Source organism: Citrobacter sp. Cf125 (assembly GCF_030333935.1).
GTDB lineage: Bacteria > Pseudomonadota > Gammaproteobacteria > Enterobacterales > Enterobacteriaceae > Citrobacter > Citrobacter freundii.
On the sequence record NZ_JAOWEY010000024.1, the window covers coordinates 275,185 to 293,059 of the forward strand.

Annotated in this window: 18 protein-coding genes and 2 tRNA genes; 7 read left to right on the plus strand and 13 right to left on the minus strand. The window is 53.9% G+C overall.

The window, feature by feature from the left end:
- Nucleotides 1-7: 7 nt before the first annotated feature.
- Nucleotides 8-976, minus strand: a complete 969-nt coding sequence (gene serB, locus OGV89_RS15570) for a phosphoserine phosphatase (RefSeq protein ID WP_003019027.1) — start codon at nt 974-976, stop codon at nt 8-10.
- A 115-nt stretch (nt 977-1,091) separates the two neighbouring features.
- Here serB and OGV89_RS15575 point away from each other — a divergent pair, with 115 nt between their 5' ends.
- Nucleotides 1,092-1,733 (plus strand): YtjB family periplasmic protein, encoded by a 642-nt coding sequence (locus OGV89_RS15575; RefSeq protein ID WP_003019032.1) that lies wholly within the window; start codon nt 1,092-1,094, stop codon nt 1,731-1,733.
- Nucleotides 1,734-1,770: 37 nt separating this feature from the next.
- Entirely contained in the window at nt 1,771-2,787 is a 1,017-nt protein-coding gene (gene lplA / locus OGV89_RS15580; protein WP_003019035.1) for a lipoate--protein ligase, read from the plus strand.
- Nucleotides 2,788-2,937: 150 nt separating this feature from the next.
- On the opposite strand, the gene deoD is transcribed toward lplA, so the two are convergent.
- The 4 genes from deoD to deoC form a co-directional block, all read right to left on the minus strand.
- Nucleotides 2,938-3,657 carry a purine-nucleoside phosphorylase gene (gene deoD, locus OGV89_RS15585; protein WP_000224864.1) on the minus strand — a complete coding sequence of 240 codons (720 nt, stop codon included), beginning with the start codon at nt 3,655-3,657 and terminating at the stop codon, nt 2,938-2,940.
- 103 nt (nt 3,658-3,760) lie between these two features.
- Entirely contained in the window at nt 3,761-4,984 is a 1,224-nt protein-coding gene (gene deoB, locus OGV89_RS15590) for a phosphopentomutase (RefSeq protein WP_003019037.1), read from the minus strand.
- A gap of 51 nt (nt 4,985-5,035) precedes the next feature.
- The gene (gene deoA, locus OGV89_RS15595; RefSeq protein ID WP_003845626.1) at nt 5,036-6,358 is read right to left on the minus strand and encodes a thymidine phosphorylase; all 1,323 of its coding nucleotides are present in this window, start codon (nt 6,356-6,358) and stop codon (nt 5,036-5,038) included.
- A 112-nt stretch (nt 6,359-6,470) separates the two neighbouring features.
- Nucleotides 6,471-7,250 carry a deoxyribose-phosphate aldolase gene (gene deoC, locus OGV89_RS15600; protein ID WP_003019042.1) on the minus strand — a complete coding sequence of 260 codons (780 nt, stop codon included), beginning with the start codon at nt 7,248-7,250 and terminating at the stop codon, nt 6,471-6,473.
- 261 nt (nt 7,251-7,511) lie between these two features.
- Between deoC and OGV89_RS15605 the strand changes: the two genes are divergently transcribed.
- Complete coding sequence (locus tag OGV89_RS15605; RefSeq protein ID WP_200014080.1) at nt 7,512-9,062, plus strand: YjjI family glycine radical enzyme; 1,551 nt, start codon at nt 7,512-7,514, stop codon at nt 9,060-9,062.
- A complete protein-coding gene (locus OGV89_RS15610) occupies nt 9,034-9,897 on the plus strand; it encodes a YjjW family glycine radical enzyme activase (protein ID WP_200014078.1) in 864 nt (287 codons plus the stop codon). Before OGV89_RS15605 ends, OGV89_RS15610 begins: the two co-directional genes overlap by 29 nt.
- A gap of 36 nt (nt 9,898-9,933) precedes the next feature.
- Here the strand turns inward: OGV89_RS15610 and OGV89_RS15615 are convergent, their stop codons facing one another.
- The 8 genes from OGV89_RS15615 to holD form a co-directional block, all read right to left on the minus strand.
- Nucleotides 9,934-10,710: a metal-dependent hydrolase gene (locus OGV89_RS15615; RefSeq protein ID WP_136397444.1), complete on the minus strand. Its 777-nt coding sequence runs from the start codon at nt 10,708-10,710 to the stop codon at nt 9,934-9,936.
- Nucleotides 10,707-11,780, minus strand: a complete 1,074-nt coding sequence (locus OGV89_RS15620; RefSeq protein WP_003837277.1) for a patatin-like phospholipase family protein — start codon at nt 11,778-11,780, stop codon at nt 10,707-10,709. Before OGV89_RS15620 ends, OGV89_RS15615 begins: the two co-directional genes overlap by 4 nt.
- Before the next feature lie 121 nt (nt 11,781-11,901).
- Nucleotides 11,902-12,063 carry a DUF1328 domain-containing protein gene (locus OGV89_RS15625; RefSeq protein WP_003019081.1) on the minus strand — a complete coding sequence of 54 codons (162 nt, stop codon included), beginning with the start codon at nt 12,061-12,063 and terminating at the stop codon, nt 11,902-11,904.
- A gap of 127 nt (nt 12,064-12,190) precedes the next feature.
- A complete protein-coding gene (gene osmY, locus OGV89_RS15630) occupies nt 12,191-12,808 on the minus strand; it encodes a molecular chaperone OsmY (RefSeq protein WP_003837258.1) in 618 nt (205 codons plus the stop codon).
- 308 nt (nt 12,809-13,116) lie between these two features.
- A complete protein-coding gene (gene prfC / locus OGV89_RS15635; protein ID WP_003019086.1) occupies nt 13,117-14,706 on the minus strand; it encodes a peptide chain release factor 3 in 1,590 nt (529 codons plus the stop codon).
- Nucleotides 14,707-14,798: 92 nt separating this feature from the next.
- Nucleotides 14,799-15,479 (minus strand): pyrimidine 5'-nucleotidase, encoded by a 681-nt coding sequence (gene yjjG, locus OGV89_RS15640; protein WP_003019088.1) that lies wholly within the window; start codon nt 15,477-15,479, stop codon nt 14,799-14,801.
- A 14-nt stretch (nt 15,480-15,493) separates the two neighbouring features.
- Nucleotides 15,494-15,940 carry a ribosomal protein S18-alanine N-acetyltransferase gene (rimI, locus tag OGV89_RS15645; protein WP_003019092.1) on the minus strand — a complete coding sequence of 149 codons (447 nt, stop codon included), beginning with the start codon at nt 15,938-15,940 and terminating at the stop codon, nt 15,494-15,496.
- Nucleotides 15,909-16,322: a DNA polymerase III subunit psi gene (gene holD, locus OGV89_RS15650; RefSeq protein ID WP_003837254.1), complete on the minus strand. Its 414-nt coding sequence runs from the start codon at nt 16,320-16,322 to the stop codon at nt 15,909-15,911. The genes rimI and holD overlap by 32 nt, the downstream gene beginning before the upstream one ends.
- A gap of 103 nt (nt 16,323-16,425) precedes the next feature.
- Here holD and rsmC point away from each other — a divergent pair, with 103 nt between their 5' ends.
- The 3 genes from rsmC to OGV89_RS15665 all read left to right on the plus strand — a co-directional run bounded on the left by rsmC (nt 16,426) and on the right by OGV89_RS15665 (nt 17,875).
- On the plus strand, nt 16,426-17,457 hold the full coding sequence (gene rsmC / locus OGV89_RS15655) for a 16S rRNA (guanine(1207)-N(2))-methyltransferase RsmC (RefSeq protein WP_003837251.1): 1,032 nt from the start codon (nt 16,426-16,428) through the stop codon (nt 17,455-17,457).
- A 223-nt stretch (nt 17,458-17,680) separates the two neighbouring features.
- Nucleotides 17,681-17,767, plus strand: a tRNA-Leu gene (locus OGV89_RS15660).
- Between the two features lie 28 nt (nt 17,768-17,795).
- A tRNA-Leu gene (locus OGV89_RS15665) sits at nt 17,796-17,875 on the plus strand.

A 17,875-nucleotide genomic window follows, 5' to 3' on the forward strand; every position in this document is an offset into this window, starting at 1 on the left:
TACCTCATTATTTCTGATTCATACTGCCAGAGAGAATGCAGAACACGCCCATCAGGTCAGCGTGACGGATAGTAATCTCCGTCTTTTCATTCACTTTGGGTTTCGCATGATACGCAATGCCCAGCCCGGCCGTTTTGATCATCGGCAGATCGTTGGCACCGTCGCCGATCGCCACCGTCTGCGCCATCGGGATCTCATATTCTTGCGCCAGGCGGGTCAGAGTACTGGCTTTGTACTGCGCATCGACGATATCGCCGATCACGTTGCCAGTAAATTTACCGTCCATGATCTCCAGCTCATTCGCCACAGCTGCCGTCAGGCGCAGCTTGTTACGCAGATAATCGGCAAAGAAAGTAAACCCGCCGGAAGCGATAGCCACTTTCCAGCCAAGCGTTTCCAGTTTTAACACCAACTGAGTCAGGCCTGGCATTAGCGGCAATGTTTCGCGCACCTGGTGCAGAATATTGGCATCAGCGCCCTTCAGCGTCGCCACGCGGCTGCGCAGGCTGGCGGTAAAGTCCAGCTCGCCGCGCATTGCGCGTTCGGTGACTTCGGCAACCATCTCGCCGGTTCCGGCCAGTTTAGCAATTTCATCAATGCATTCGATCTGGATAGCCGTTGAATCCATGTCCATCACCAGCAAACCCGGCGTGCGCAGATGCGGAATTTTACCCAGCGGCGCAACATCCAGTTTGGCGTCATGCGCCAGTTTTGCCGCACGCGGCGTTAACGAGCCCGCCAGACGAATTACCTGATAATCCTCAACGCACCACGCCGCCACGATCACCATCGCCGCGCCCAGTTTACTCTGGTATTGCGTTAACCGTTGTTTATCCAGCCCACGACCGTACAGCAGCCAGCCACTGCGGCCCGCGTGGTAATCTAGCGGCATCACTTCATCACCGCTTAAAGAGAGGGGCAGACCTGGCCACAGAGAGACATCTTCAGGTAGATCGCACCAGGTAATGTTAGGCATTAAAGCTCCTGTAAAATCGTTCGGGTCGGAATCATCAGGGGAAAATAACGCATGAGGCTACCCTGTAACCAGCGCTTCTGGCAACATTAAGTCTCAAATTTTCAGCAGGTGGAATATGGCTCGCACAAAACTGAAATTCCGACTTCATCGTGCAGTGATTGTATTGTCCTGCCTTGCGCTGCTCGTCGCGCTGATGCAGGGGGCTTCCTGGTTTAGTCAAAGCCACCAGCAGCAGCGTAATCCGCAGCTCGAAGAGCTGGCCCGCACGCTAGCCCGTCAGGTCGCGCTGAACGTCGCCCCGCTGATGCGTACTGAAACGCCGGATGAAAAGCGTATTAAGGCGGTGCTCACGCAGTTGACGGAGAGTAGCCGTATTCTGGACGCAGGCGTGTACGACGAACAGGGAGACCTGATTACGCGCACCGGTGAGAGCGTCAATGTTCGTGATCGTCTGGCGCTCGACGGCAAAAAAGCCGGGGGCTATTTTAACCAGCAGATTGTCGAACCCATTCAGGGAAAAAATGGTCCGCTGGGCTATCTGCGCCTGACGCTGGATACCCACACTCTTGCTACTGAAGCCAAGCAGGTGGATAACACCACCAACATCTTACGCCTGATGCTGCTACTGTCACTGGCAATCGGTGTAGTGCTGACCCGCACCTTATTGCAAGGTAAGCGTACCCGCTGGCAGCAATCTCCTTTCCTTCTCACTGCCAACAAACCGGTGCAGGAAGAAGACAACGAGAAGATAGAGTAAAAGCTGTAAAAACTGTAAAACAGAAGGGAAATCAACCATGACAACACTACGCCTGCTTATCTCAGACTCTTACGATCCGTGGTTTAACCTCGCGGTCGAAGAGTGCATTTTTCGCCAGATGCCCGCCACGCAGCGCGTTCTGTTCTTGTGGCGTAACGCCGATACGGTGGTAATTGGCCGGGCGCAAAACCCGTGGAAAGAATGTAATACACGCCGCATGGAAGAAGACAACGTGCGGCTCGCCAGGCGCAGCAGCGGTGGCGGCGCGGTGTTCCATGACTTAGGCAATACCTGCTTTACCTTTATGGCTGGTAAACCGGAATACGACAAAACCATCTCCACCGCGATCGTCCTCAATGCGCTGAATTCGCTGGGCGTAGAAGCTGATGCCTCCGGGCGTAACGATCTGGTGGTGAAAACGCCGGACGGCGATCGCAAAGTTTCCGGCTCTGCTTATAGGGAAACGAAAGATCGCGGATTCCACCACGGCACGCTGCTGTTGAATGCCGATCTCAGCCGCCTGGCAAACTATCTCAATCCCGATAAAAAGAAACTTGCCGCCAAAGGCATCACTTCGGTTCGCTCGCGCGTAGCGAATTTGACCGAGCTGTTACCGGGCATCACTCATCAACAGGTCTGTCAGGCCATCACGGAAGCCTTTTTCGCCCACTACGGCGAACGCGTAGAAGCCGAGATCATCTCCCCAGACAAAGCGCCGGATCTGCCGAACTTCGCCGAAACATTTGCCCGCCAGAGCAGTTGGGAGTGGAATTTTGGCCAGGCGCCTGCTTTTTCACATTTACTGGACGAACGTTTCACCTGGGGCGGCGTTGAGCTGCATTTCGACGTCGAAAAAGGCGTGATTACCCGCACCCAAGTCTACACCGATAGCCTCAATCCTGCGCCGCTGGAAGTACTGGCAGAACGACTACAGGGCTGCCAGTATCGCGCCGATATTTTACAGCAGACTTGTGAAGCGCTGCTTGCGGAGTATCCAGATCAGGAAAGCGAGTTGCGTGAGCTGGCTGCTTGGGTAGCGAAGGCCGTTCGCTAAGCGATTAGTGGCGAATTGCCGGATGGCGGCTGCGCCTTATCCGGCCTACAAGACCGCTCCCGTAGGCCTGATAAGCGAAGCGCCATCAGGCATTAATAGCGGCATTCCCGTAGGCCCGGCCAGCGCAGCGCCTCCGGGCCACAACAAAACTTACTCTTTATCGCCCAGCAGAACGGATTCCAGTGCGATTTTGATCATGTCGTTGAAGGTCGTCTGACGCTCAGCGGCAGTGGTCTGCTCGTGGGTACGGATATGGTCGGATACGGTGCAGATGGTCAGCGCTTTCGCACCGAATTCCGCCGCCACGCCGTAGATACCCGCCGCTTCCATTTCCACGCCCAGAACGCCGTATTTTTCCATCACGTCGAACATTTCACCGTCCGGAGAGTAGAACAGGTCAGCGGAGAAGAGGTTGCCCACACGAGCGTCTACACCCAGCGCTTTTGCCGCATCAACTGCGTTACGCACCATGTCGAAGTCAGCGATAGCTGCAAAGTCATGATCTTTAAAACGGATACGGTTAACTTTGGAGTCGGTGCAAGCGCCCATACCGATAACCACGTCACGCAGTTTAACGTCCATACGCACAGCGCCGCAGGAGCCTACGCGAATGATTTTCTTCACGCCGAAGTCGGTGATCAGCTCTTTGGTGTAGATGGAGCAGGACGGGATACCCATACCGTGGCCCATTACGGAAATCTTACGGCCTTTGTAAGTACCGGTGAAGCCTAACATGCCGCGAACGTTGTTCACTTCACGAACATCTTCGAGGAAAGTTTCAGCAATATGCTTTGCACGCAGCGGGTCGCCCGGCATCAATACGACGTCAGCGAAATCACCCATTTCTGCATTAATATGTGGAGTTGCCATCTTCAGTTCCTTTTATATTGTTGTTTTTGCCGGGTGGCGGCTGCGCCTTACCCGGCCTACAAAACCGTAGGCCCGGTAAGCGAAGCGCCACCGGGCAATTGCATCAGAGCATATTTTTACCGTAGTCCATCGGCGACGTACCAAAGTAGCTCGCCAGCGTCTGACCGATATCCGCGAAGGTTTCACGGTGACCTAAAGAACCAGGTTTCACTTTCGGGCCGTAAACCAGTACCGGAATGTGTTCACGGGTATGGTCAGTGCCGGTCCAGCTTGGGTCGCAGCCGTGGTCAGCGGTCAGGATCAGAATGTCATCTTCACCCACCAGCTCCATCAGCTCAGGCAGACGGCGGTCGAACAGTTCCAGGCCCGCAGCATAACCGGCGATATCGCGACGATGTCCCCAGGAAGAGTCGAAATCAACGAAGTTGGTGAAGACGATGGTCTTATCACCGGCTTCTTTCATCTCTTTGATGGTGGCGTCGAACAGCGCGTCCAGACCGGTGGCTTTCACTTTTTTGGTGATGCCGCAGTTAGCGTAGATATCCGCGATTTTACCGACGGAAACCACGTGGCCGTCTTTCTCGTCGACCAGTTTCTGCAGCACGGTCGGTGCTGGCGGCTCAACGGCCAGGTCGTGGCGGTTACCGGTACGCTGGAAGTTACCGGCTTTATCACCGATAAACGGACGGGCGATAACACGACCGATGTTGTAACCACCTTCGGTCAGCTCTTCACGGGCGATTTCGCACAGCTCATAGAGCTTATCCAGGCCAAAAGTCTCTTCGTGGCAGGCAATCTGGAACACGGAGTCAGCGGAGGTATAGAAAATCGGCTTGCCGGTTTTCATATGCTCTTCACCCAGTTGATCCAGGATCACGGTACCGGAAGAGTGGCAGTTGCCGAGGTAGCCCGGCAGGTTGGCACGTTTTACCAGTTTATCCAGCAGTTCTTGCGGGAAGCTGTTTTCATGATCGGAGAAGTAACCCCAGTCAAACAGAACCGGAACACCCGCGATTTCCCAGTGGCCAGACGGCGTGTCTTTCCCGGAAGAAAGTTCATGCGCCCATGCGTAGGCACCAATCACTTCCGCGTTGCCGTCCATGCCAGCAGCAATTTTACCAGTAGAACCTTCGTGAGCTTTCACCAGGCCCAGACGGGTCAGGTTAGGCAGATTCAGTGGACCTTTGCGACCATTGTCAGCTTCACCTTTCGCACAGGCTTCTGCAATGTGTCCCATAGTGTCTGAACCTACGTCGCCAAAGCGATCCGCATCTTCAGTCGCACCAATACCAAAGGAGTCCAGCACCATAATAAATGCACGTTTCATCTTGTTCTCCATACATCTGCGCCGCAAAAAAGCGATCAGATCAGTATACAGTTATTCGGTAATACGACGATAGACTGTCGGTGTAATTTCTGGCGCTTTATCGTCAAGGCTAATTGCCGCTTTGACCGCTTTCGCCGCTTCCTGCCAGCTGGCTTCGTCTTTGGCGTGGATCACCGCCAGTGGGCGCTGTCCGTCTACGCTGTCGCCCAGACGCGCCATATCGCTAAAGCCAACGCTGTAATCAATGGTGTCCGATGCCTGACGACGACCGCCACCCATGGAAACAACCGCCATTCCCAGCGCACGGGTATCCATCGCGCTGACAAAGCCTTCGGTATCAGCATATACCGCTTTGCTGAGCATTGCCGTCGGCAGGTACTTCGCATAATTTTCGACGAAATCGGTCGGGCCTTTTTGCGCCGCCACCATGCGACCAAAAATCTCTGCTGCTTTGCCGTTATCCAGCACCGTCTGCAATTTCGCACGGGCTTCGGCGTCATCTTTCGCCAGGTTGCCGGAGATCAGCATTTCCACGCACAGCGCCATGGTGACGTCTAACAGACGTGGATTGCGGTATTCACCGGTCAGGAACTGCACCGCTTCGCGGACTTCGACCGCGTTACCTGCGCTGGAGGCCAACACCTGGTTCATATCAGTTAACAGCGCGGTGGTACGTACACCCGCACCGTTTGCCACGCCGACAATCGCTTCAGCAAGGGCTTCAGAAAGCTCGTAGGTCGGCATAAAAGCACCGCTGCCCACTTTCACATCCATCACCAGCGCATCCAGCCCTTCCGCCAGTTTTTTCGCCAGAATGGAACCGGTAATCAGCGGGATGGAATCCACCGTCGCGGTAATATCGCGGGTGGCATAAAAACGTTTATCCGCCGGTGCGAGCGAGCTGGTTTGCCCAATAATCGCCACACCCACGTCTTTAATAATTTCACGGAAACGCGCGTCGTCCGGGAAGATGTCAAATCCAGGAATCGCTTCCAGTTTATCGAGCGTACCGCCGGTATGCCCCAGGCCACGCCCGGAGATCATCGGAATATAGCCGCCGCACGCAGCAACCATCGGGCCTAACATCAGTGACGTTACGTCACCTACGCCGCCGGTAGAGTGTTTATCCACAATCGGGCCGTTCAACTGCAGGCTTTTCCAGTCCAGCACGGTTCCTGAATCACGCATTGCCATGGTCAGCGAAACACGCTCAGGCATTGTCATATCGTGGAAAAAAATGGTCATCGCCAGGGCGGCGATTTGCCCTTCAGAGATGGTATTGTCGCGAATGCCATTGATAAAAAAACGAATTTCTTCATCGCTCAGCGCATGACCATCACGTTTTTTACGAATAATTTCTTGTGCGAGAAACACGGTAACCCCCAGGGGAAAAGAGTAGAAGGCCGTTGTAAGCCGGGTAAGCAACGCGCCACCCGGCAGTCGTCTTAATGCCGGATGGCGGCTGCGCCTTATCCGGCCTACGGGCTTAGTAGCTGCTTGCGCTCTTGCCGTCGCCGTGACCCAGCGCTTTCAGCAAGCTAGCCAGCAGGCTGGATGCGCCAAAACGGTAGTGACGAGAATCAGCCCAGTCAGCGCCAAACAGTTCATCGGCAATCGCCAGGAACTGCTGTGCATCTTCTGCAGTACGCACGCCGCCAGCCGGTTTGAAACCTACAGTTTTAGAAACACCCATGTCGCGGATCACTTCCATCATGATGCGTGCGCTTTCCGGCGTCGCATTGACCGGCACTTTACCGGTAGACGTTTTGATGAAATCAGCACCGGCTTTGATGGAGATTTCAGACGCTTTGCGAATCAGTGCTTCTTCTTTCAGCTCACCGGTTTCGATGATCACTTTCAGCAGCACGTTTGCCGCCGCACACGCGTCTTTGCAAGCTTTAACCAGATCAAAACCAATCTGCTCGTTACCGGCGATCAGCGCACGGTACGGGAACACCACGTCAACTTCATCAGCACCGTAGGCGATCGCCGCGCGAGTTTCCGCCAGCGCAATCTCGATGTCGTCGTTGCCGTGCGGGAAGTTGGTGACGGTTGCAATGCGGATGTCCGGCGTACCCTGCTCTTTCAGAGTCTTACGCGCAATAGGGATGAAACGCGGATAGATACAGATTGCGGCAGTGTTGCCAACCGGGGTCTTCGCCTGATGACACAGCGCGATCACTTTTTCATTGGTGTCGTCGTCATTCAGAGTGGTCAGGTCCATCAGTTTCAGTGCACGCAGGCTGCTTGCTGTTAAATCGGTCATAACATTCTCCAACGGCATCGCCGTATAAAATTTCACCTTGCGAGTTTGTTAGTATTCTAACATCCGCTCGCTATTACACTTCGATATACATCACAGTTAATGAAAACCACATACAGATTTGCATTACTCTAATGAGATCTACTTCAAATAAATTACCTTTTCTAAAGGGATGCGGTGGCATCAGGCGCATCCGGATCAAAGGTTGTGGCGGCGTTGCTTTCTACAATGGCGTTACACCTTCGGGACAAAAAGGAATCAACGATGCCCACTTCAAGCGAACTCGCGCTGCAACAGCGTTGCCAACAAATCGTGACCAGCCCGGTGCTCAGCCCTGAGCAGAAACGCCACTTTCTGGCGCTGGAAGCTGAAAACGCGCTGCCTTATCCGCAACTACCTGCACAGGCACGTCAGGCGCTGGATGATGGGGTAATCTGCGATATGTACGAAGGTCATGCCCCGTTCAAACCGCGCTACGTTTTACCCGATTACGCGCGTTTTCTGGCCAATGGTTCATCGTGGCTGGAGCTGGAAGGGGCAAAGGATCTTGATGACGCGTTATCCTTACTCACCATCCTGTACCACCACGTTCCGTCAGTGACGTCGATGCCGGTTTATCTCGGCCAGCTCGATGCTCTGCTGCAACCGTATGTTAGAATTCTAACACAAGAAGAGATCGATATTCGAATAAAACGTTTCTGGCGTTATCTCGACAGAACCCTGCCAGACGCGTTTATGCATGCCAATATCGGCCCCACCGATACTCCAGTTACCCGTGCAATTTTACGCGCAGATGCAGAGTTAAAGCAGGTTTCGCCTAATCTGACATTCATTTATGACCCGCAAATCACACCTGACGATCTGCTGCTCAGCGTGGCGAAAAATATCTGCGAGTGCAGTAAGCCACATATTTCCAACGGCCCTGAAAATGATAAAATTTTCACAAAAAGTCAGTATGGCGTCGTCAGCTGTTACAATTCTTTGCCGCTCGCCGGGGGGGGTAGCACGCTGGTCAGGCTTAATCTGAAAGCCATCGCAGAGCGCAGCGCCTCTATCGATGACTTCTTTATGCACACCCTACCGCACTATTGCCAACAGCAAATCGCCATCATTGATTCACGATGTGAATTCCTCTATGAAAAATCACATTTCTTTGAGAATAGCTTCCTCGTGCAGGAAGGGTTGATTGATCCCGAACGTTTTGTGCCTATGTTCGGCATGTATGGCCTGGCGGAGGCGGTGAATCTACTGTGCGATAAGGCGGGACAAAATGCGCGCTACGGAAAAGATGAGTTCGCCAATCAGCTTGGCTATCGCATCAGCGCCCAACTGGCGGAGTTTGTCGAAAGCACCCCAGTGAAATATGGCTGGAAGCAGCGCGCGATGCTGCATGCACAGTCGGGGATCAGTTCTGACATCGGCACCACGCCGGGTGCACGCCTGCCTTACGGCGATGAACCAGACCCGATTACTCATCTGCAAACCGTCGCGCCACATCACGCGTTTTATCACGCGGGGATCAGCGACATTCTCACGCTGGATGAAACCATCAAGCGCAATCCTCAGGCGCTGGTGCAGCTGTGCCTCGGCGCATTTAAAGCCGGGATGCGTGAGTTTACCGCCAACGTGAGCGGCAACGATCTGGTTCGCGTTACCGGCTATATGGTGCGTCTGTCGGATCTGGAAAAATATCGCGCCGAAGGTTCTCGCACCAACACCACCTGGCTTGGCGAAGAAGCCGCGCGTAATACGCGCATTCTGGAACGACAACCTCGCGTGATTAGCCATGAACAGCAGATGCGCTTCGGTAAGTAAGATTATCCCTTTCTCCTGCGTCGACGGGCCGGGCAGTCGCCTGGCTCTGTTTCTGCAGGGATGTAATCTGCGCTGTAAAAACTGCCACAATCCGTGGACGATGGGACGCTGCAACGACTGCGGGGAGTGTGTGCTGCATTGCCCGCATGAGGCGCTGAGCCTGAGCGCGGGGAAAGTGTGGTGGCAGTCTGATTTGTGTCAGCAGTGTGACACCTGCCTTCATATGTGCCCCCAGCAGGCCACGCCGATGACGCAGACCATGAGCGTTGATGAGGTGCTGCAGCATATTCGCAAGGCAGCACTGTTTATTGAGGGAATTACGGTCAGCGGCGGCGAAGCGACAACCCAGCTACCGTTTATTGTGGCGCTGTTTCGTGCGATCAAAACCGATCCGCAACTGCAACACCTGACCTGTATGGTCGACAGCAATGGCATGCTGAGCGAAACCGGCTGGCAGAAGCTGCTGTCGGTGTGCGACGGCGTAATGCTGGATTTAAAAGCCTGGGACAGCACGTGTCATCGTCAGTTGACCGGTCGCGATAACACGCTGATTAAACAAAGCATTACCTTTCTGTCCGGGCAAGGGAAACTTGCGGAACTGCGCCTGCTGGTTATCCCTGGTCAGGTGGATTATCTACAGCATATTGATGCGCTGGCGGCGTTTATCAGAGGTTCAGGTGACGTGCCGGTACGGCTGAATGCCTTTCATGCGCACGGGGTGTATGGCGAAGCGAAGGACTGGCCGAGCGCCACGCCGGAGGATGTGGAACACCTGGCGCAAAGATTGCGCGAACGTGGGGTGGATAATTTGATTTTCCCGGCGCTGTACCTGTGATGGCCGGATGCGATGCAATAGCGCCGCATCCGGAATTCAAAAATCAAACAACGCCGTGGTATTACGATACAGCGCGTCAGCGATCACGTCCGCAGGTTCCGGGCGCAGTTCACATAAGACGTCAAAGACTCTGACTACCTGCTCCGGGCGATTAGGCTGCCCCTGAAAGCCGTTGAGCGGCATATCCGGCGCGTCGGTTTCCAGCAACAGCGACTCGAGCGGCAGCTGCGCCATTACTTCGCGGGTTTTACTGGCGCGCGGATAGGTAATGGTGCCGCCCACGCCAATTTTGTATCCCAGTTGTACAAAGCGTTCGGCCTGCTGCACGCTCCCGGAAAACCCATGCACCACGCCTGTTCGTGGCAAAGCATGGCGTTTAAGGTACATCGCCAGCTTGTCATGCGTGCGTCGCGAATGCAGGATCACCGGCAGTTCGTACCGCTTCGCCAGCTTAAGTTGCGCTTCCAGCACCCGCTCTTGCTTGTCGAATTGCGGATCGTCGCGATACAGATCCAATCCAATCTCACCTACCGCCACCAGCTTTTGTGGGCGCTTATCCAGCACCTGTTGCAACTGGTCCAGGCAGTCATCACTATGTTGTTCAATAACAATGGGATGTAGGCCAAGCGCGGCAAATAATGGAGGATAATTTTCCGCTAACGCCAGTACACGGGAAAAATTCGCCGCCTGGGTGGCCGGAACGATAATGCTCTGTACACCAACCTCCGCCGCGCGCTGAATGCTGGCAGGTTCATCGCCGGTAAACGGCGGGAAATCAAAGTGACAGTGCGTATCGATAAAACGAAAACTCACGCCAAATCCTCATTATTAAACGTTGTATCGTTGGCCTGAGGCGCATTGGCCACCACCGGCGCGTGGGCATCGTTGGCCACCGGCGCGGGAGGAACCACCACCGGTCCCGGCACCACAATCTTCGGCGTCTGACGAGGCAGCGGCACGTTTTTCCCCAGCAGTTTGCCGACGGTAGCGAGGAAGTAGCGACCGCACAGGCGTCCGGTTTTGTAATCTTCCCGCAAGGCCGGAATACGGCTTCCCAACGCCATGCTGTGGAGCGGTTTGGGCGGGTAGATCTCAAAGATACGCAGCTTGCCCGGCGGTTTCTCAATAAAGCTCTGAATCGCGCGATAGGTGGCTTCATGGTGCTGCACCAGATTCAACAGTGGTTGCAGGCTGCTTTCACCCAGCCAGCGTTCCATACGCTTGAACCACTGCGGGGTGTAGTACATTTGCGAAGGCACAGTGCGGATAACCACCAGCGTTTTCGCCCCCTGCTTCGCCGCTTCCTGCACGGGAATGGCGTCGCTGACGCCCCCATCCAGGTAATTCACACCGTCCAGCACAACCCCTGTGCGGTAGAACCCGGGAATCGCGCTGGAGGCACGAATAAGATCGAGCCAGTTTTGCCGGTTCGGCGAAAAATAGCCCGGCGTGTAGTCATCACCCCGACAGGCGCACATATAAAACGCTTTCCCCGCGGCAAACAAGCGCTCAGCGTTGTCCATCGCCAGCGGCATTTGGGACGAGGTCGAATCCACCAGCCAGTCGAGATCGATTAAGTTTCCCCCGCGCACAAAGCGCACCGGGTCAAAAAACTCACGTCGGGTAGTGTAACGCATGATGACTTTACGACCGTAACCGGGCTGGTTACAGAGATAAGCTGAAAGGTTTTGCGCACCAGCGGACGTCCCGTAGAAGAGATCAAAGGGATTGAACTGCGCGCGCATGAATTCATCCAGTACGCCTGCGGTGAAGATGCCTCTTTGTCCCCCGCCCTCGCACACCAGCGCCATACTGCCTGGTTGAAACGGACGTAACGATAACGGCGCGATATTACCGAGCGTGACGGGTATTCTCTGCCCCACCTCTGCCTTCCTGTTGTTTTTGTAATAGGACAACAAAGTAACGCAAATTGCCTGCAGCTAAAACCGTAAAAGCCAGTCCGCTGGACTGGCTCAGTAGCAAGTTATCTTTACGGTTTACGTACTAGGGTCGTTTACGCCCGGTAAACAGGCTGACCAGAAACAGAATGATACCCACCACAAAAACAATTTTCGCTGCGCCTGCAGCGGTACCCGCCAGTCCACCAAAACCCAGTGCAGCGGCAATTAACGCGATAACCAGAAATATGATGCCCCATCGAAACATATGCTTCTCCTTTACCATAGTTAATTTCACCGCTTGATATGAGCGCTCAGGCTACCCATCGGCGATATTTTCAGTGTGGTGCACAATACGCCTCCCGACAAACGTCAGGAGGGCGAATTAAGTCTAATTAGTGAGTTTTGAGATCGTTTTTAACGCTTTTCACGCCATCAATCGCTTTGGCGATGCTCTCAGCGCGATCGCTTTGAGCTTGTGAATCGACAGAGCCTGAAAGTTGCACAACGCCATCGGTGGTTTCAACTTTCACTTTGCGGGATGGGACAATATCATCGGCCAGCAGCTTGGCTTTTACTTCACTGGTGATTGCCGTATCGCCCGCATAGCCTTTAACGGAGGTTTCTTTACTATCACGCACGTGCAGTTTGTCGCTAACGGAGGTCACACCCTCAACGCCTTTCGCCACTTTCACCGCTTCTTCAGCCTGCGCCTGGCTTTCAACAAAGCCGCTTAGCGTTACTACTTTCTGATCGGTCTTGACGGAAATATCGGTGCTCTTAATGCTATCGTGGTCCACCAGCGCGGCTTTTACTTTCGCGGTGATGGTGCTGTCATCCATGAAATTACCGACTTTGTTCATAGAGCTATCGACTTTCTGCCCCGCACTTTCGACGCCGGATTGCGCTTTATCCGTCGTGGCGTTTTCTGCATAAGCAGAACCCGTTGCAACAGCGGAGGTCAGCATCACGGCCAGCAGCGTTTTAGAAATCTTAAGTCCTGTCATTGTCATCGATGTATTCCTGTATGTTTTGCTAAAAGCCAGGCTCTGCCGTTACACGGCCTGAACCAGCAACTAATTTTGTAAGTGGAATAAATATCAGCAATAGAAGCTGCAACAGGCAGCCTAAAAAGCATTTAACGCCGATATTTATGTCATCACATTGTTAAATATAGTTCAGGATTTCGTGATCGCTGCCCGAGTTGACTAAAAAACAGGCAAACAAAAGAAAAACGCGAAGTTTTAAGAACATTCCGCAAGGGATTTAAAAGACAGGGAAAGTTGCAGGGCACGGCGGATACCGTGCCCTGGAAGGTCGATTAGTGTTCGCGTGTTTTACGGAACTGAACGTCCGGATAACGTTCCTGGGTGAGATTCAGGTTAACCATGGTTGGCGCGATATAGGTGAGGTTATCGCCGCCATCCAGCGCCAGCTGAATTTCGTTCTTACGCTTAAATTCTTCGAATTTCTTCACGTCAGAACATTCTACCCAGCGTGCAGTCGCCACATTGACGGATTCATAAATCGCTTCAACGTTGTACTCGCTCTTCAGACGTGAAACCACCACGTCAAACTGCAGCACACCCACCGCACCGACGATCAGATCGTTGTTGGCGATCGGACGGAATACCTGCACTGCACCCTCTTCTGACAGCTGAACCAGCCCTTTCAGCAGCTGTTTCTGCTTCAATGGATCCTTCAGGCGAATACGACGGAACAGCTCCGGCGCGAAGTTCGGAATACCGGTGAACTTCATCATTTCGCCCTGGGTAAAGGTATCGCCGATCTGGATAGTGCCGTGGTTATGCAGGCCGAGAATATCGCCCGGATACGCTTCTTCCACATGAGAACGGTCACCGGCCATAAAGGTGAGTGCGTCGGAGATCACCACGTCTTTACCAATGCGCACCTGGCGCATTTTCATGCCTTTCTCATACTTGCCGGATACCACACGCATGAACGCCACACGGTCACGGTGTTTCGGGTCCATGTTGGCCTGAATTTTAAACACGAAACCGGTGAACTTCTCTTCTGAGGCTTCGACGACGCGGGTGTCGGTTTTACGCGGCATCGGCGCAGGCGCCCACTCCACTAAGCCATCCAGCATATGGTCAACGCCGAAGTTACCCAACGCGGTACCGAAGAAGACCGGGGTGATTTCGCCCGCAAGGAACAACTCATGGTCGAACTCATTGGACGCGCCCTGCACCAGCTCCAGCTCGTCACGCAGCTGCTGCGCCAGGTCTTCACCCACGGCAGTATCAAGTTCCGGGTTGTTAAGACCTTTAACAACACGCACTTCCTGAATGGTGTGGCCTTTACCGGTCTGATACAGGTAAGTTTCATCTTTATAAAGGTGATAGACACCTTTGAACAACTTACCGCAGCCAATCGGCCAGGTGATCGGCGCACAGCCGATTTTCAGTTCGTTCTCAACTTCATCCAGCAGCTCCATCGGATCGCGGATGTCACGGTCGAGTTTGTTCATAAAGGTCAGGATCGGCGTATCGCGCAGACGGGTAACTTCCATCAGCTTACGGGTACGATCTTCAACGCCTTTTGCAGCATCGATAACCATCAGACAGCAGTCCACCGCCGTCAGAGTACGATAGGTATCTTCGGAGAAGTCTTCGTGCCCCGGGGTGTCCAGCAGGTTCACCAGGCAGTCATGATACGGAAACTGCATCACAGAGGTGGTAATGGAGATACCACGTTGCTTTTCCATTTCCATCCAGTCAGATTTTGCATGCTGGCTGGAGCCACGGCCTTTTACCGTACCGGCGGTCTGAATGGCCTGTCCGAATAACAGTACCTTTTCAGTAATTGTCGTTTTACCGGCATCCGGGTGAGAAATAATGGCAAAAGTGCGGCGTTTGGCCACCTCTTGCAAATAAGGAGACAACGTCATAGTCAAATCTTCTTAGGTAAGCACGGCAACGGGCCGGGCAAGTTGAATACGAAAAATTGCGGCTATTTTACCCATCAACGGGGGGGAGGCAATCAGTGTTTACACAGGAGCTGCTCCAGTTCGCTTAATGACGCTACGGTCCAGGTCGGCTGAATGCCCGCTGGCTGCTCGCGGTGGTGCGTATTTAGCCAGCAGGTGGATAGCCCGGCGTTAATGCCGCCAAGAATATCGGACTCTGCGGTGTCACCCACCATTAGCACGCGAGAACGGTCAGGATTGCCCGCCTGCTCCAGCGCATGGTCAAAAATACGGGAATCAGGTTTTGCCACCCCAACCTGCTCAGAAATCACCAGCAGATCGAAATAATCGCGCAGCCCCGTCCGCTCAAGGCGGATTTGCTGCAACGCGGTAAAGCCGTTAGTAATGATGCCGATTTTCGCTTTATCACGAATCGCATTGAGCAGAGAAACCGCCCCCGGCAACGGCGAGCAGATCTCCGCCATCGCATTGATGAATGCATCATTAAGCTGGCCCGGTTCAACCTTCAGGCGTTCGGCCCAGCTCTGAAAACGGGCATGCTGCAGTTGTAATGAGGTAATCGCGCCGTTTTGGTAATCCACCCACAGCGGTTTATTCACGGCCTGGTAGTCCTGAAAATCTTCAGCGGTAAAGGTAATGCTATAGTCGAGAAACATCCGCTGTAAGCCGGTAAACGAGTCAAATGTAAACAGCGTTTCGTCGGCATCAAAGAAAATCCAGTCCCACTTCTTCATCATTACACCTTGTCTTACATGCTGATTGGCAACGCCATGATGATGGCGTCTTCGTGACCATCGGCCGTTGGATAGTAATTGCGACGGATCGTCGCCTCGTTAAAGCCTAAGCTTTCGTACAGCGCGATAGCGGCCGCATTCGAAGCGCGCACTTCAAGCCACAGCGTCAAAATGCCACGCTTTTCCAGCTCATCGATCAAATGCTCCAACAGCTCACGCCCCAGCCCACGGCGCTGAAAGTCAGGATCGACGGCAATATTGAACAGCGTAGCTTCATCCAGCACGACCTGCGTAATCGCAAAAGCCGCCATCACGTCATCAACCCTCAACTGAAAATTGAGATAGCGATCGCCCTGGTTGCTGGCAAATGTTTTTTCACTCCACGGAAAAGCGTGGGCGCGTTTTTCAATATGAAATGCTGCGGGTAAATCAGTCGGTTCGAGGGAAGAAATCGTGTTCATATGCGCAGATTTGTTGCCATAACGCGGCGCGTGCCGCTGGGTTTTCCCGTAATTCATTAAACGCAGGACTCTCGACCTGAGCGCCCTCCAGCAGCAGCGGCTCTTCGGTTCCCAGCCGCCAGCTATTACAGCGACTGCCTTGCGGCAGCATGGCGACACGGTCAGGCGTCAGTTGTAAAACCTGATCCGGGCTGACGGTTAATGCGCGTAAAATATCGCTCATCAATGGTTCGGTTAGCGCGGGTAACTGTGCAGCAACCATCACCAAACGGACATGCGCAGGAATGGAAATCGCGATCTCGCCCTGCAGTGCGCCAGGACGACGCAACGACCACTGCGTAATGCCCAGTTGCTGTAACTGCCAGTCTCGTCGGGATGTCATAGCGAAACACTCCTGTCTATCAGGGGCGCAAATATAGCAAATTTGTCGAATCCGTGCCATCAAACAACTATAATCCCCCGCTGTACAATTTAAGGAGCATTCCATGTCTGCTTTTACCCCGGCAAGTGAAGTCTTGCTGCGCCACAGTGATGATTTCGAACAAAGCCGTATTCTGTTTGCCGGTGATTTGCAGGATGACCTGCCTGCCCATTTTGAAAGCGCCGCCAGCCGAGCGCACACTCAGCAACTTCACCACTGGCAGGTGCTTAACCGCCAGATGGGCGACAACGTCCGCTTCAGCCTCATCGCGCAGGCCGATGACGTTGCCGATAGCGATACGCTGATCTACTACTGGCCGAAGAATAAGCCGGAAGCCCAGTTCCAGTTGATGAACATTCTGTCGCTGTTACCGGTTGGCACCGATATTTTTGTTGTCGGTGAGAATCGCAGCGGCGTACGTAGCGCAGAGCAGATGCTGGCCGAATACGCACCGTTAAACAAAGTCGACAGCGCACGTCGCTGTGGCCTGTACCACGGTCGTCTGGAAAAACAGCCGGTCTTTGATGCAGAAAAATACTGGGATGAATACCAGACAGAAAATCTGACCATCAAAACGCTGCCGGGCGTCTTCAGCCGTGACGGCCTGGACGTTGGCAGCCAACTGCTGCTCTCCACGCTGACGCCGCACACCAAAGGCAAAGTGCTGGATGTCGGCTGTGGCGCAGGCGTTCTCTCCGTCGCCTTAGCCAGCCACTCGCCAAAAGTGCGCTTAACCCTGTGCGATGTTAGCGCCGCCGCCGTTGAAGCAAGCCGCGCAACGCTTGCAGCCAATGGCATTGAAGGTGACGTCATCGCCAGTAACGTCTTTTCTGACGTAACGGGCCGATTTGATATGATCATCTCCAATCCACCGTTCCACGACGGAATGCAGACCAGCCTTGATGCCGCGCAAACGCTGATTCGCGGCGCCGTGCGTCATCTGAACAGTGGCGGTGAACTGCGTATCGTGGCAAACGCCTTCCTGCCTTATCCGAAGGTTCTGGATGAAGTGTTTGGCTTCCACGAAGTTATCGCGCAGACCGGGCGCTTCAAGGTCTATCGCACCATCATGACGCGCCAGGCGAAAAAAGCCTAACCGCTGTAGGCCAGATAAGGCGTTTACGCCGCCATCTGGCGTGACACCGAGCAACGCCGGATGGCGCTATCGCTTATCCGGCCTGCATAAAACGCCAAAGCCGAAGAAACGCCTTTTTTTTCGGCAATCACGTTAAGTTCGATAATTAACAGTTGACGCCCTGCATAAAATCTCTAGAATTCGCCTCCGTGGTAACGATACTTTTTTTGAGTGTCGATGGTATGCGAAGGTGGCGGAATTGGTAGACGCGCTAGCTTCAGGTGTTAGTGTCCTTTCGGACGTGGGGGTTCAAGTCCCCCCCCTCGCACCATAATCCACGTTGATATTGCTCGCACTGGGCGAAGGTGGCGGAATTGGTAGACGCGCTAGCTTCAGGTGTTAGTGTCCTTAGGATGTGGGGGTTCGAGTCCCCCCCCTC

Excerpts from the sequence above, each read along its gene's own strand:
- serB (WP_003019027.1), bottom strand. The coding sequence starts at position 976 with ATGCCTAACATTACCTGGTGCGATCTACCTGAAGATGTCTCTCTGTGG.
- OGV89_RS15575 (WP_003019032.1), top strand. The coding sequence starts at position 1,092 with ATGGCTCGCACAAAACTGAAATTCCGACTTCATCGTGCAGTGATTGTA.
- lplA (WP_003019035.1), top strand. The coding sequence starts at position 1,771 with ATGACAACACTACGCCTGCTTATCTCAGACTCTTACGATCCGTGGTTT.
- deoD (WP_000224864.1), bottom strand. The coding sequence starts at position 3,657 with ATGGCAACTCCACATATTAATGCAGAAATGGGTGATTTCGCTGACGTC.
- deoB (WP_003019037.1), bottom strand. The coding sequence starts at position 4,984 with ATGAAACGTGCATTTATTATGGTGCTGGACTCCTTTGGTATTGGTGCG.
- deoC (WP_003019042.1), bottom strand. The coding sequence starts at position 7,250 with ATGACCGATTTAACAGCAAGCAGCCTGCGTGCACTGAAACTGATGGAC.
- OGV89_RS15605 (WP_200014080.1), top strand. The coding sequence starts at position 7,512 with ATGCCCACTTCAAGCGAACTCGCGCTGCAACAGCGTTGCCAACAAATC.
- OGV89_RS15610 (WP_200014078.1), top strand. The coding sequence starts at position 9,034 with ATGAACAGCAGATGCGCTTCGGTAAGTAAGATTATCCCTTTCTCCTGC.
- OGV89_RS15625 (WP_003019081.1), bottom strand. The coding sequence starts at position 12,063 with ATGTTTCGATGGGGCATCATATTTCTGGTTATCGCGTTAATTGCCGCT.
- osmY (WP_003837258.1), bottom strand. The coding sequence starts at position 12,808 with ATGACAATGACAGGACTTAAGATTTCTAAAACGCTGCTGGCCGTGATG.
- prfC (WP_003019086.1), bottom strand. The coding sequence starts at position 14,706 with ATGACGTTGTCTCCTTATTTGCAAGAGGTGGCCAAACGCCGCACTTTT.
- yjjG (WP_003019088.1), bottom strand. The coding sequence starts at position 15,479 with ATGAAGAAGTGGGACTGGATTTTCTTTGATGCCGACGAAACGCTGTTT.
- rimI (WP_003019092.1), bottom strand. The coding sequence starts at position 15,940 with ATGAACACGATTTCTTCCCTCGAACCGACTGATTTACCCGCAGCATTT.
- holD (WP_003837254.1), bottom strand. The coding sequence starts at position 16,322 with ATGACATCCCGACGAGACTGGCAGTTACAGCAACTGGGCATTACGCAG.
- rsmC (WP_003837251.1), top strand. The coding sequence starts at position 16,426 with ATGTCTGCTTTTACCCCGGCAAGTGAAGTCTTGCTGCGCCACAGTGAT.